This window comes from Enterobacteriaceae endosymbiont of Donacia cinerea (genome assembly GCF_012569925.1).
In the GTDB taxonomy this organism is placed as follows: domain Bacteria; phylum Pseudomonadota; class Gammaproteobacteria; order Enterobacterales; family Enterobacteriaceae.
The window spans coordinates 234,113-249,661 of record NZ_CP046204.1 but is presented as its reverse complement, the minus strand read 5'-3'; the positions used below and the strand labels follow the sequence as shown (position 1 = coordinate 249,661).

Annotated in this window: 12 protein-coding genes; 11 read left to right on the top strand and 1 reads right to left on the bottom strand. The window is 17.2% G+C overall.

What is annotated here, in order from left to right:
* The first annotated feature begins 106 nt into the window (after nucleotides 1-106).
* The 11 genes from rpsB (at nucleotide 107) to tilS (ending at nucleotide 13,772) form a co-directional block, all read left to right on the top strand.
* Nucleotides 107-817, top strand: a complete 711-nt coding sequence (gene rpsB, locus GJT94_RS01140; RefSeq protein ID WP_425482913.1) for a 30S ribosomal protein S2 — start codon at nucleotides 107-109, stop codon at nucleotides 815-817.
* Between the two features lie 9 nt (nucleotides 818-826).
* Nucleotides 827-1,633, top strand: a complete 807-nt coding sequence (gene tsf / locus GJT94_RS01135) for a translation elongation factor Ts (RefSeq protein ID WP_168894312.1) — start codon at nucleotides 827-829, stop codon at nucleotides 1,631-1,633.
* A 60-nt stretch (nucleotides 1,634-1,693) separates the two neighbouring features.
* Nucleotides 1,694-2,422 (top strand): UMP kinase, encoded by a 729-nt coding sequence (gene pyrH / locus GJT94_RS01130; RefSeq protein WP_168894311.1) that lies wholly within the window; start codon nucleotides 1,694-1,696, stop codon nucleotides 2,420-2,422.
* 28 nt (nucleotides 2,423-2,450) lie between these two features.
* Nucleotides 2,451-3,005, top strand: coding sequence for a ribosome-recycling factor (locus GJT94_RS01125; RefSeq protein WP_168894310.1), 555 nt, complete (start codon nucleotides 2,451-2,453; stop codon nucleotides 3,003-3,005).
* A gap of 77 nt (nucleotides 3,006-3,082) precedes the next feature.
* The gene (gene uppS, locus GJT94_RS01120) at nucleotides 3,083-3,820 is read left to right on the top strand and encodes a polyprenyl diphosphate synthase (protein ID WP_168894309.1); all 738 of its coding nucleotides are present in this window, start codon (nucleotides 3,083-3,085) and stop codon (nucleotides 3,818-3,820) included.
* Between the two features lie 143 nt (nucleotides 3,821-3,963).
* Entirely contained in the window at nucleotides 3,964-5,316 is a 1,353-nt protein-coding gene (gene rseP, locus GJT94_RS01115) for an RIP metalloprotease RseP (protein WP_168894308.1), read from the top strand.
* A complete protein-coding gene (gene bamA, locus GJT94_RS01110) occupies nucleotides 5,297-7,783 on the top strand; it encodes an outer membrane protein assembly factor BamA (protein ID WP_168894307.1) in 2,487 nt (828 codons plus the stop codon). Before rseP ends, bamA begins: the two co-directional genes overlap by 20 nt.
* Before the next feature lie 41 nt (nucleotides 7,784-7,824).
* Nucleotides 7,825-8,343 carry an OmpH family outer membrane protein gene (locus tag GJT94_RS01105; RefSeq protein WP_168894306.1) on the top strand — a complete coding sequence of 173 codons (519 nt, stop codon included), beginning with the start codon at nucleotides 7,825-7,827 and terminating at the stop codon, nucleotides 8,341-8,343.
* Between the two features lie 79 nt (nucleotides 8,344-8,422).
* Nucleotides 8,423-8,863, top strand: coding sequence for a 3-hydroxyacyl-ACP dehydratase FabZ (gene fabZ, locus GJT94_RS01100; RefSeq protein WP_168894305.1), 441 nt, complete (start codon nucleotides 8,423-8,425; stop codon nucleotides 8,861-8,863).
* Between the two features lie 5 nt (nucleotides 8,864-8,868).
* Nucleotides 8,869-12,399: a DNA polymerase III subunit alpha gene (gene dnaE, locus GJT94_RS01095; RefSeq protein WP_168894304.1), complete on the top strand. Its 3,531-nt coding sequence runs from the start codon at nucleotides 8,869-8,871 to the stop codon at nucleotides 12,397-12,399.
* Nucleotides 12,400-12,440: 41 nt separating this feature from the next.
* The gene (tilS, locus tag GJT94_RS01090) at nucleotides 12,441-13,772 is read left to right on the top strand and encodes a tRNA lysidine(34) synthetase TilS (protein WP_168894303.1); all 1,332 of its coding nucleotides are present in this window, start codon (nucleotides 12,441-12,443) and stop codon (nucleotides 13,770-13,772) included.
* On the opposite strand, the gene GJT94_RS01085 is transcribed toward tilS, so the two are convergent.
* Nucleotides 13,747-15,501, bottom strand: coding sequence for a proline--tRNA ligase (locus GJT94_RS01085; RefSeq protein ID WP_168894302.1), 1,755 nt, complete (start codon nucleotides 15,499-15,501; stop codon nucleotides 13,747-13,749). The two genes, tilS and GJT94_RS01085, sit on opposite strands and share 26 nt — an antisense overlap.
* Nucleotides 15,502-15,549 lie beyond the last annotated feature (48 nt).

Below are 15,549 nucleotides of genomic sequence, written 5' to 3'. Positions count from 1 at the left end.
AAATAATATCTAAATTAATTTAATATAATTAATCAAATACTTTTTTGTATATATAATAATTATATAATATTATTTCTATAATATAAAAAATAAGGATAAATAAATTATGTCTATTTCTATTAATGAAATGTTCAAAGTAGGAGCTCATTTTGGACATCAAACTCGTTATTGGAATCCGAAAATGAAAAAATTTATTTTTAAATATAAAAATAAAATACATATTATAAATTTAGATAAAACTATTATTATGTTTAATAATGCTTTAAAAGAATTAAAAAAAATAAGTTCTCGTAAAGGTAAAATCTTGTTTATTGGAACTAAAAAAGCAGCATCTAATCTTATAAAAGAAACTGCAATTAATTGTAATCAATTTTTTGTAAATCATCGTTGGTTAGGAGGTATGTTAACTAATTGGAAAACTGTAAAAAAATCTATTAAAAAATTAAAAGAATTAGAATTACAAAAAAAAAATGGAATCTTTAAACAATTAATAAAAAAAGAAATTCTAACACGTAATAGAGAATTATTAAATTTAGAAAAAAGTTTAGGTGGTATAAAAAATATGGGAGGATTACCTGATGCAGTATTTGTTATTGATGTAAATCATGAAAAAATTGCTATTAATGAAGCTAAAAAATTAAATATTCCTATTTTTGCTATAGTAGATACTAATTCAAATCCTGAAGGAATTAATTTTGTTATACCTGCTAACGATGATGCTATTCGTGCAATTAAATTATATTTATATTATGTAACTAAAACTATTATTAATAATAATTTAAAAATTAATAATAAAGATAATTTAAAAATTAATTAGGAGATAATATTGAAAATTGATATTAATAAAATTAAAAAATTAAGAAATATAACAAATATTAGTATTATTGAATGTAAAAAAGCATTAACAAAAACAAAGGGAGATATTAATCAAGCTCTAGCTTATATAAAAAAATATGAAAAAATAGAATCTATTAAAAAATCTAAAAATAAAACAAAAGAAGGAGTAATTTTAGATTATCTTGTTGAAGATTTTGGAATATTATTAGAAATAAATTGTCAAACTGATTTTGTAACAAAATCAGTACAAATCATAAATTTTGGAAATAAAATTTTAAAATATATAATTAAAAATCACCAAACAGATATATCTTTTATAAGAAAAATTTTTAATAAAGAAAGAATAGAATTAATTGGAATATTAAAGGAAAATATATATATTAATCGCTTAAATTATATTAAAGGAAAATTTATAGGAAAATATATACATCATAACAAACGTATTGGTGTAATGATTAAATCTAATGTAAATAATAATTTATTAATGAAACAAATTGCAATGCATATAGCAATGTTAAAACCTAATTATATTAATGAAAAAGACATTCCGATAAATATTATAAAAAATGAATATCAACTACAAAAAAAAATTGCATTACAACATAATAAATCTAAAATAATTGTTAAAAAAATAATAGAAGGACGTTTAAGAAAATTTATAAATAACATTACTTTATATAATCAAAAATTTTTATTAGATAATAACAAAACGGTATTTAATTTTTTAAATGAAAATAATATGCAAATTTTAAAATTTATATGTTTAGAATTAGGTACAAATATTGTTAAAAATTAATTGTTTTATTTATTTATTTTAATAAAATATATTTTATATAAAAAATATAATAAGTGTTATATGAATATTCAATCAAAAATAATTTATAATCGTATTATATTAAAAATCAGTGGAGAATTTTTACAAGGTAAAAATTTATCCGGTATAGATAATAAATTATTAGATTATCTTATAAAAGAAATAAAAAGTATTTTACCATTAGGTATTGAATTAGCTATAGTAATAGGAGGAGGAAATCTATTTAGAGGTAAATATTGTGAAGGTAATAATAATTTAAAAAGAGTATTAGGTGATCAAATTGGTATGTTATCAACTATAATTAATGGTTTATTATTATATCAATCAATTAAAAATAAATTAATTAACGTTTATTTAATGTCATCTTTTCCAATTCAGGGTATATGTCAAGGATATAATGCTTTTAAAGCAATTGATTTAATTAAAAATAATATAATTATATTAACAGGGGGAATAGGAAATCCTTTATTTACTACAGATACTACGGCATGTTTAAGAGGAATTGAATTAGAAGCTGATGCCGTATTAAAAGCAACAAAAGTTAATGGAGTATACTCAAAAGATCCTTTAATTTATCCTGATGCTAAATTTTTTAATAAAATAGAATATGATTATGTAATAAAGAAAAAAATAAAAATTATGGATAATACAGCTTTTATCTTAGCACGTGATTATAATATACCTATACATATTTTTAACATTCAAAAACCAGGATCACTTTATAGAATATTGACAGGTAAAATAGAAGGAACAATAATTAAAAATAATTAAATAAAATAATATAATTTAAGGAATTTATATGTATAATTCTATTATAGATAATAATAAAAAAAATATGCAAAAATGTTTAAATATATTTATTGATAAAATTAATATTTTATCAAGTAATAGATTATCTCCTCATTTATTAAATAATATTTTTTTAAAATTAAATAATAAATTAATATTAATTAATCATATATCTTCTATAATTGTAGAAAATTATTCTACTTTAAAAGTAACTCCATTTGATTCTACAATACTAAAAAATATAGAAAAAAGTATTGTACTTTCAAATCTAGATGTAACAACAAAAATAATAGGTGATAGTATTTATGTAAATATACCTCCTATTACGGAATTTAGAAAAATAAAAATTTTAAAGAATATTAAAATAGAAGCAGAATTAAATAAAATTAGTATTCGTAATATACGTAGGAAAACAAATAATAAAATTAAGTTTTTTTTTAAAAAAAAACAAATAAGTGAAGACCAAGAGAAAAAATTATATAATCTTATTCAAAAACAAACAATATTATATATTAGTCATATAAAAGATTTTTTAAAAAAAAAAGAAAAAGAATTGTTTAATTAAATAATTATTTTTTAAAAAAATTTATAATTTTTTTATACTTAATTTTTAGTTAAAATTTAAGATTTAAATTTTAAAAAATGAAAGCAAATAACATTAGTAAAAAAAAAAATAATATTACTATTAAACCTAATCATATTGCTATTATTATGGATGGTAATAGAAGATGGGCAAAAAAAAACAAAAAATTAAATTTTTTAGGTCATAAAGAAGGTGTAAAAACGGTCAAAAAAATAATCGGTCTATCACTAAAATATAATATAAAAGCATTAACTTTATATGCTTTTAGTAGTGAAAATTGGAAAAGATCTAGTGATGAGATAAAATTTTTGATGAATTTATTTAAAAAAATTTTAGATGTTGAAACAATCAATTTGAAAAAAAAAAAAATACGTTTAAAAATTATTGGTAATAAAAACAAATTTAATTTTTCTTTACAAAAAGCAATTATTAAAGCAGAAAATTTAACAAAAAATAATAATAAATTATTATTAAATATAGCAGCTAATTATGGTGGTCGTTGGGATATTGTAAATAGTATAAAAAAAATTGCTTTAAAAGTTTATAAAGGACTTTTAAATCCTAAAAATATTAACGAAAATATTGTAAATAATCATATTTGCTTAAATGATATTTTTCCTGTAGATTTAGTAATAAGAACAGGTGGTGAATATCGTATAAGTAATTTTTTGATTTGGCAGATTGCATATTCAGAATTATATTTTACTAAAAAATTATGGCCTGATTTTAATAAAAAAGATTTTCAAAAAGCATTAAATTCCTTTACAAAAAGACATCGTCGTTTTGGTGGAGATTGAATAAATTTTTAATAAAATTTATTTATTTAATTTTTTTTACAAAAAATTTTTTTTAAATAAAATAAATTATTTATTTTACAGATAAATTTTAATTTAATATTATTTATATTAATTAATTAATAATAATTTTAGGAGTTCAAATTTTGTTGAGTATTTTATATGATATAATAATATTTATTATAACTATAAGTAGTTTAGTTATAGTTCATGAATATGGACATTTTTATATAGCAAGATTATTTAATATTTATATAGAATGTTTTTCTTTAGGTTTTGGTAAAAAAATTTTTCAATATCGTGACAAATACGGAACTAATTATATATTAAGATTAATTCCATTTGGAGGTTACGTTAAAATTCCTGATTATATTCACAATAGTAATATTAAATACGTAAAAAAATTTAAATTATTATTTTTTGATCAAATAAATTTTTTAAAACAAATATTAATTATTTTAGGTGGACCAATTGCGAACATTATTTTTGCAATAATAATTTATTGGATCATTTTTTTTATTGGTTTACCAATAAAAAAAAATATTATTAATGAAATTAATTATATTTCAATTGCTAATTTAATTGGTTTAAAACCTAATTTTGAAATTAAAAAAATCAATGGTATGAATATTAATAATTGGAATTTTTTAAATATATCATTAATTAAAAATATTAATACACATCATAAAATAAATTTGGAATTAAATTCTAATTTTATTAAAAGTAAAAAATTAAATATTGATAACAATTTTTTAAAATTTTCAAAAGAAAAAAATTTAATATTAATGTTAGGAATTTTACCTAAAGGATTAAAAATTAATCCTACTATTACATACATAATACCTGGATCACCTGCAGAAAAATCAAAACTACATGTAGGAGATAAAATTATAAGTGTAGAAGGAAAAAAATTTATTAATTGGTATAATTTTCAAAAATTTATTTATAAAAACCCAAATAAAATTATTCATATAAATATAAAAAGAAAACAAAAAAATATAGATTTTAAGATCTTAAGTTCTTTTAGAAAATCAAAAAAAATAGGTTTTTTAGGTTTTTTACCCAAAATAATAAATATTAAAAATGATTCAAAAAGCATATATAGGTTAAATTTTATAAAATCATTTAAAAAATCAATTAGTGAAACATTTAAATCAATTAAATTAATCTTAAATTCATTTATTTATTTATTAAATAGTAAAAAAAATATTTACAAATTAAATGGCCCTCTTTCAATAGGACATATTGCAAGTATATTAATGCGTAATAACTTTATTTATTATTTTATGTTTTTATCTTTAATAAATATTAATTTATGTATAATTAATTTATTACCTATTCCAATTTTAGATGGTGGACAATTATTACTTTTAATTTTTGAAAAAATTATTGGTAAAAAATTATCATATAAAATTAAGCAAATAATATATACTATTAGTATTATTATTTTAATTATAATTATGGGGTTTACATTAATAAATGATTTTAAACAATTTTAAAAAAAAATATTTTATAAAAAGTATTAAATATTTTAAATATATATTTATTTTTTTATTAATTTTTCATACAAATATTATTTGTTATGCAACTCTTTTAAAGAAAAATAATTATTGTATTAAAAATATAATATTTTTTGGTCTTAATAAAATTAAGTTACAAAACCTTAATATATCTTCTTATATAAATAAAAAAAATTGTCTTTCTTTAAAAGAAATATCTAAAATAATATATATTTTATATAATACTAATATGGTTAATAGTGTTAATGTTTTTCAAAAAAAAAATTATTTTTTTGTAGAAGTTATAGAAAAACCAATTATTAATAATATAATAATTAAAGGGAATAAAATATTCAATAGTAATGATATTAATTTTTTATTAAATAAATTACAAATAAAAAAGGGTCAAATATTGAATAACAATTCATTATTTTTTTTTCGGAAAAATATAGAATTAGTTTTTTTAAAATACTCAATGTTGTCTTCATTTATTAAAATAAAAGTTCAAAAAGATGTAAATAATAAAGTAAATATTTTAATAGTTTTTAAGGAAGATAATTTTACCAAAATTAAACAAATTAATATTATAGGTAATAATGTTTATACAACAAATTTTTTATTAAATTATTTAAAAATAAATAATAATTTTTTATTTATTTTTTCAAAAAAAAATAAATATGAAATTAATTTCATTTTAAAAGTTTTAAATAATTTAAAAAATTTTTATATAAATAAAGGATATGTAAATTTTAAAATTAAAAATGTTACACAATATTTATCACTTAATAAAAAAAATATTTATTTAGTAATTAAAATTGAAGAAAATAAAAAATTTTTTTATAATGAAATTTTAATAAATATTGATAAAAAAAAATATTTTAAATATATTAAAAATATAATTAATATTATTCCTGGGGAAGTTTATCAAAATAATAAAATTCTTACTTTAAGAAATAAAATAAAGAAAATTTTAGAAAAAAATGGATTTTTAAAACCTGAAATTATAATAAAAACAATTTTAGATCAAAAAAATAATAAAATAAATATAATCTTTAATATAAAAACTAATAAAAGATATTTTGTAAGAAAAATAAATTTTTTAGGGAATAATTTTACTAAAGATTATATTTTAAGAAATGAATTATTACAAATAGAAGGTAATCCGCTTAATATTGAATTAATAAAAAAAACTAGAGAAAGATTATATTCTTTAGGATATTTTAATACAGTGGAAATATTTTTACATAAAAATAATGATCCAAATAATACATTAGATATTACATATCAAGTAGATGAAAAAAATCAAGGATCTTTAAAATCAGGATTAGGAATGATTAAAGGAGGTTTATTAGGATTTAATACTGTTTTACAACAAAATAATTTTATAGGTACTGGGTATGATATAGATCTTAATTTTAATAAAGATTTTTACCATTCTTATTTAGAATTTTTTATAATGAAAAATCATGTTTTTTTTAAAAAAATTAATGCTGGTATAAAAATATTTTTAAATACAATAAATGACGATAATAATTTTTTTTATAATTATATAAATAAGAATAAAGGCTTTTTTGGAATTTTAAAATTACCAATTAATAATAATTTTATTATTACAAATAATATTGGATTTATACAAAATCAAATTAGTAATATTGAACCACAATTATCTTTATGGAATTATCTTAAATATGTAGGATATCAAAGATATAAAAAATCACATAATAGTTATTTATTAGATGAATTTATAATTAATTATACTTTTTCATATAGTAATTTAGATAATTCAAATATTCCATCAGATGGTATTTTTAGTTTTCTAAATACATATTTTTCCATACCCTGGTATAGTAAAAATCGTAATTATAAAATTAATTTTAATTATTCAAGATATATTCCTTTAAATTTACAAATATTTAAAAATTTTTTACAATATTCTCCAGTATTTTTATTTAAAAGTAATTTTGGTTATGGTAATGGTTTTTTAGGTGGTAAATATCCTTTTTATAAAAATTTTTATTTAGGAGGGTCTGATACAATTAGAGGTTTTAAAAATAATAGTATTGGTCCTAAAGGAATTTACTATAATTCAAAAAAATATCATTGTGATAATGGAAAAACTATTTGTTTATCTGATAATCCAATTGGAGGTAATTTTTTATTTAATTTAAATAATGAGTTAATTTTTCCTATTTCATTTTTAGATAATAATTATATAAAACAAATAAAAACTTCTATTTTTTTAGATATTGGTAATCTAATAGATACTTCATGGAAAAATAATTATTTATTTAAATTATATAAAATTCCTAATTTTAATTTTTTTTCTCAAATAAGATCTTCAATAGGTTTATCTTTTCAATTTCATACACCATTTGGAGATATTACTATATCTTTAGCATATCCATTTAAAACTTATAAAACAGATAAAATTCAATTTCTTCAATTTAATTTTTCAAAAGAATGGTAAATTTTATTTAAAATTAAAATAAAAAGGGAGATATATTTAATATGAAATATTTTTTAAAAGTAACATTATTAATAATGATATTAATCACACCATTTAATGGTGCTTATTGTTGTTCAAAAATAGTAGTAATAAATATTGCAAAAATTTTTAATGCAATACCTCAAAAAGAAAAAATATCTAAAGAATTAGAAAAAGAATTACATTCAGATTTTTTAGTAATAGAAAAAATGAAAAAATCATTTTTATATAAAATACAAAAATTAAAAAATACAAAATTGTCAGAAAAAGCTAAAGAAGAAATAAAAAAAGAAATTATATATGAAAAAAAAATATTATTAAAAAAAATAGAATATTTTACAAAAAAAAATAATCAAAGACAAGAAAAAGCACGTAATAAAATATTATTTTTTATAAGTAAATTAGTTAATATTATTGCAGAAAAAGGAAATTATAACCTTGTTTTAGATATTTCTACTATAGCTTATATAAAAGATGTTAAAGATATAACAAATGATGTTATTGATTTAGCAATACAACAGAATAATATTTTATTTATATAACATGATTAATAAATTTTATTTAATAATTTTAAAATTATATAATAAATTTATTTTTATAATTTGAAATTATTAAAATAATATGTTAAATATAAATGAAATTTTATCTGTCTTACCACATAGATATCCATTTATTTTAGTAGATAGAATCGTAGCATTTAAAAAATTTAAATTTTTAAATGCTATAAAAAATATTTCTATGAATGAACCTTGTTTTCAAGGTCATTTTCCTGGAAACCCAATTTACCCTGGAGTATTATTATTAGAATCTATGATACAAACTACAAGTATTTTAATATATAAAAGTATAAATAATATAAAATTAGAAAAAAAAATATTTTATTACCTTGTAGGTATTGATCAAGCTCGTTTTAAAAAACCAGCTTTTCCTGGAGATCAAATAATAATAAAAAGTACTTTAGAAAAAGAAAAAAATCTTTTACTCTATTTTAGTAGTAAAGCAATTATTAATAAGAAAATTATTTGTAAATCAAAAATTATGTGTATGAAAATTTTAAAATAAAAAACATGAATGATCCAAAATTTATTCATCTACATGTACATAGTGATTATTCCATTAAAGATGGTCTTGCTAAAATTAAACAACTTGTACAAAAAAGTGTATTATTAAATATGCCCGCAATGGCTATTACTGATCTTAATAATATATTTGGTCTTGTAAAATTTTATAAAATATCTCATAAATTAGGGTTAAAACCTATAATTGGAGTAGATTTTAAAATAAAAAATTTAAGTAATATTAATTCGAATAAATATTCTACATTAACTATATTAGCTAAGAATAATATTGGTTTACAAAATATTAAATTATTAATTTTTTATGCTTATAAAAATGGATATAATAATAATTTAGGACCTATCATAACATATGATTTATTAAAAAAATATAATAAAGGATTAATTATATTATCTGGTGGTTTACAAGGTGAAATTGGTACAAATATTTTACAAAAAAATATTTTTTTAGTAAAAAAAATAATTTGTTTTTTTAAAAAATATTTTTATAATTGTTTTTATTTAGAAATTACTAGAATTAATTATATTTATGAAGAAACTTACATTAGTTTAATATTAAATTTATCTAGTCATTTTTCTATTCCTGTAGTTGCTACAAATAATGTACGTTTTTTAAATAGGGAAGATTTTTATACACATGAAATTCGATTAGCGATTAATAAAGGATATAATTTAAATAAAAATTATAAAAAGTCTAATTATAGTGAAGAACAATTTTTAAAAAACACAAAAGAAATGTGTTCTTTATTTAAAGATATACCTGAAGCACTATATAATAGCGTAGAAATAGCTAAAAGATGTAATGTTTTTTTATTACTTAATAAACATTTTTTACCTAAATTTTATATAAAAAAAAATATAACACCAGAGCAATATATTATTAAAAAATCTTATATAGGTTTAGAAAAAAAATTAAAAATTTTATATCCAGAATTAAATTTATTTAAAATAAAAAAAAAAATATACAAAAAAAGATTAGATGAAGAATTAAATATTATTAATAAAATGGGTTTTCCTAGTTATTTTCTTATAGTTATGGAATTTGTACAATGGGCAAAAAATAATAATATTCCTGTAGGTCCAGGTAGAGGATCTGGAGCTGGTTCTTTAGTATCTTATGTTCTAAATATTACTAATCTAGATCCTATAAAATTTGATTTAATTTTTGAAAGATTTTTAAATATAGAAAGAATATCATTACCAGACTTTGATATTGATTTTTGTATGGAAAAACGTGATTTAGTAATTAATCATGTGAAAAAAATATATGGTCAAGAATCAGTATTTCAAATTATAACATTTGGAACTATGACAGCAAAATCTGTAATAAGAGATGTAGGTAGAGTTTTAGGTTATCCATACGATTTTATTAATCGTATTTCAAAGTTAATTCCTTTTGATTTAGGTATTAATTTAAAAAAAGCATTTATGAATAATAAAAAATTATCTGATTTATATAAATCAGATATTAATATTAAAGAATTAGTACTTACTTCTTTAAAATTAGAAGGAACAATAAAAAATATTGGTAAACATGCTGGAGGAATTGTTATATCTCCTAATAATATTATTAAATACACAACAATATATTGCGATTATAATGGAGAAAATATAGTTACTCAATTTGATAAAAATGATATTGAAGATATTGGTTTAGTTAAATTTGATTTTTTAGGTTTGAGAACATTAACCGTTATAAATCATACTTTACATATGATTAATAAAAAACTTATTAAAAATAATAAAAAATTAGTTAATATTAATAATATTAAATTAAATGATAAATTAATTTTTGATTTTTTAAAAACTGCAAAAACTACAGGTATATTCCAATTAGAATCAAAAGGTATTAAAGAATTAATTAAACAATTAAAACCAGATAATTTTGAAGATTTAATAGCATTATTAGCTTTATTTAGACCAGGACCTTTACAATCAGGTATGGTCGAAAATTTTATTAATCGAAAACATGGGAAAGAAATTATTTCATATCCTGTTAAAAATTGGCAGCATAAAAAATTAAAACCAATATTACAATCTACATATGGAATTATTTTATACCAAGAACAAGTAATGAAAATAGCTCAAGTATTAGCAGGATATAGTTTAGGAGAAGCAGATATTTTAAGAAGAGTAATAAGTAAAAAACAACATAAAGAAATGGGAGAACAAAGAAAACGTTTTTTACAAGGAGCAAAAAAATTAAAAATTAGTAATACTTTATCTATGAAAATTTTTGATTATTTAGAAAAATTTGCTTCTTATGGATTTAATAAATCTCATTCTGCTGGATATGCTTTAATATCTTATCAAACTTTATGGTTAAAAAGATATTATCCTGCAGAATTTATGGCAGCAGTTTTAACATCAGAAATGGACAATACAAATAAAATTATTCATTTGATAAATGAATGTAAAAATATGAAAATTAACGTTTTACCACCTAATATTAATAATAGTTTATATAAATTTCATGTTGATAAATATAATAATATTATATATGGATTAGGAGCAATTAAAGGTATTGGTGAACAACAATCCCATAATATACTTGATGCTAGAAATAGAATAGGTTATTTTAAATCTATATTTACTTTTTTTACTGAAATAAATTTTAAAAAGATAAATAAAAAAATTATAGAAGTATTAATATTATCTGGATCATTAGATTGTTTTAATTTTAATAGAGGATTATTAATCAATAATTTAGAAAAAATTATTAAAATTATTAATAAATATTTAGAAGAAAAAAAAACAGGTCAAATAGATTTCTTTAATAAAGATAATAAAATTTTATTACAAGATAAAAAATATATTTATAATGATATAAATTTAATGTGGACTAAAAAAGATATTCTTATAAAAGAAAAAAATATTTTGGGTTGTTATTTGACAGGACACCCAGTAAGTATTTTTTTAAAAGAAATTTTATTTTATACACAAGAAAATACTATAAATAATATTTTAATAAAATATAAAAAAAATTCTAAATTACCTATAAAAGTAACAATAGGAGGAATTATTAGTAATATACGTACTTTTTATGACAAAAAAAAACAAAAATTTTTATTTTTTAATTTAGATGATAGTTCTGGTATTATTGAAATACATTTATCATTAGATATTCTAAATAATAAAAAAAATATTATTACAATAAATAATATTATTATAATAAATGGGATGTTATATTTTAATAATTTATTAAAATTATTTATATGTGATGTTAATCATATAATGGATATTGTTACTTATAGAGAAAAATACTTAAATAGTTTAAATATTATTTTTATACATAAGAAAATTTTAAAAAATAAAATTTTTTTTAAATTTTTAAAAACTTTTTTATTTTTTAAAAAAGATAAAAAGAAAAAAAATATACAAATATATTTCTTTTATAAAAATTCAAATATTAAAAATAGAATTTATGCTACTAAATCTTATTTTATTTCTACTGATACAAATAATTTTAATAAGTTTATTAATTTATTAGATAATAATAATATTAAATTAGAATTTAATTAATAATTTTATCATTTAAATTTTAAAATAAAAAATATTTAAATATGTTAATAGAAAAAAAAATACAATTAATGTTACAAAAATTTAAAAAAATATTAATAGCATATAGTGGGGGAATAGATTCTACTGTGTTATTATATAATTTATTTAAATTAAGGAAAAGATATCCTTTATTATTAAGAGCCATTTATATTAATCATAATTTGCATTATAAATCAAATAATTGGATGAAAAACTGTTTTTTACAATGTAAAAAATGGAATATATTATTTATACATAAAAATATAAATATTAAAGAAAAGAATAATGTAGAACAATGTGCTAGAAAAAAAAGATATCAAATTTTTCAAAATATTATTAAAAAAAATGAAGTATTATTAACCGCTCATCATTTAGATGATCAATGTGAAAATTTTTTTTTATTTTTAAAAAGAGGTAGTGGACCAAAAGGTTTATCTGGAATATCTAAAATCAAAATTTTTAAGAAAATTATATTATTTCGTCCATTAATTAAAATAAGTAAAAAAAAAATAATTGATTATGCTATAAAGAAAAAATTAAAATGGATAGAAGATCCTAGTAATAAAAACATAAAATATGATCGTAATTTTTTACGTCATATTATTTTACCAAAAATAACTCATAGATGGCCTTTTTTTAAAAATTCAATTATGAGATCAATTAAAAACTGCCAAGAACAAGAAGAATTACTAACAGATTTAATAAATCCAATATTAATAAAATTAATACAAAAAGACAAGAGTTTATTTATTAAACCTTTACATAATTATAGTATTTCAAAAAGAAATTTTATTATTAGAAAATGGATAGAATATAATAAATATTATTATATGCCTTCTAGAAAAATATTACTCATTATTTGGAATGAAATTATATGCTGTAAAAATAATAACAATCCTCAAGTTAAAATAGGAAAATATATTATTCGAAAACATAAAAATTATTTATTTTGTATAAAATATTTTCCTTATTTAAAAAATATTATTTTAACTTGGAATAATTTTAAAGTTCCTCTTTTATTACCTAATAAATTAGGAAAATTAATAATATTATATATAAATTTAAATTATAAAAATAAATCGATATATATTAGAAAACCTAAGTATAATGAAATTATATATATAAAATTTAATATTTCAGAAAAATATTATTTAAATAATATTAAAAATTTAATAAATATTAATAATATATGGAAAAAATTATCTATTCCTAAATGGAAAAGAGAACAAATCCCATTACTATTTTATAACAATACATTAATTGCTGAACTAGAAAACAAATTAGTTACTAAAGAAGGTAAAGCAACCTTGTTAAAAAAAGATAATTTTTTTATTTTTTGGAATAAAATATTTTAGAAAATTTATTTAATTTAATTTTATGAAAAATAAAATCAATAATTAAATTTATAGAGATAATATTTTTAAATCCTGTTTTTCTATTTTTATATTCAACGTTATTATTAATTATATTATTATTATTAATAATAATTATATGTGGTACCCCAATTAAATCTATATCTGCAAACATAACTCCAGGAGTTTCATTACGATTATCAAAAATAACATTTATTCCCAATAATTTAAATTTTTTATAAATTAAAAAAGAATATTTTTCAACCATAGAATATTTATACATATTAATTGGAATAATAGCTACTAAGAAAGGAGCTAAAAACTGATTTGGCCAAAAAATACCCTTTGAATCATAATTTTGTTCTATTATAGCAGCAATTAGTCTTGATATTCCAATCCCATAACAGCCCATATGTATAAATTTTTTAATTTTATTTTTATCATATATATATGTATTCATTATTTTTGAATATTTTTTACCAATTTGAAAAATATGAGCTATTTCTATAGTACGTTTAATTTTTATTAAATTATTACTATCTGAAGTTAAATCATCGTTAATAATATAACGAATATCCTGAATATTATCAGGAATAGGTAAATTAATTTTCCAATTTGTATTAATAAAATATTTATCTTTAATATTAGCTCCTATAACAAAATTATACATATTAATTATAGAATAATCTCCTATAATAGGGATTTTTAAATTAAAAGGTCCTATCGAATTTGTATTTATTTTAAAAATTTGTTCTATTTCTATATTTGATAAAATTTTTGTTATTTTATTATTAATTTTCTTAATTTTATGCAAATTTAATTCATAATCAGCTCTAATTAATAAAGCGATAAAAGGATTTTTTTTATCTAATGTTTGAACAATAATTGTTTTAATAATATTTTTTATTGATAAATTACAGTTTTGAGCTAATTTTTTATAATTTAAACAATCTTTAAAAATTAGAATTCTTCTTGTAAGAAATTTTTTTTTATTTAAATTATATTTTTTATAAAAAAAATATTCTCTTAATTCTTTATTTGAAATATATTTTTTATCTTTAGATAAAACAATTGAATTTTCTCCATTTTTAGATAAAATATGAAATTCATGAGAAATATCACCACCAATAATATTATTATCAGCTTTTACAATTAAATATTTTATATTCATAAAATCAAATATTTTTTTATAAGTTCTTAACACAATATTATAAGTTTTTTTTAAAGAAATATCATTAATATGAAAAGAATAACTATCTTTCATTAAAAATTCTTTAGATCGTATAACACCTAAACGAGATCTTATTTCATCTCTAAATTTGGTTTGTATTTGATATAAATGAATAGGTAAAGATTTATATGATTTTATTTCATTATTTATTAAATAGTTAATAACTTCCTCATGTGTAGGTGCTAAAACAAAATTATGTTTTTTACGATCTAAAATTTTTAATAATTCATTACCGTATTCATTTATACGGCCACTAGTTTCCCAAACTTTACTAGGATGTAAAATAGGTAATAATAATTCTATTGCCCCTATATCTTCCATAAAATAACGTATTATTTTTGTAAAATTATTAATTACTCTTAAACCAGTTGGTAACCAAGTATATATTCCTGAAGATAATTTTCTTATCATTCCTGATTTAAGCATTAAAAAATAACTATTAATATTATTATCACATATTTTATTTTTAGATGTAAAAAATAAGTATTGAGTAGTTAACATTAAAACTCCTTTTAAAAATTAAATATTTTTAAAAATTTATAAAAAAGT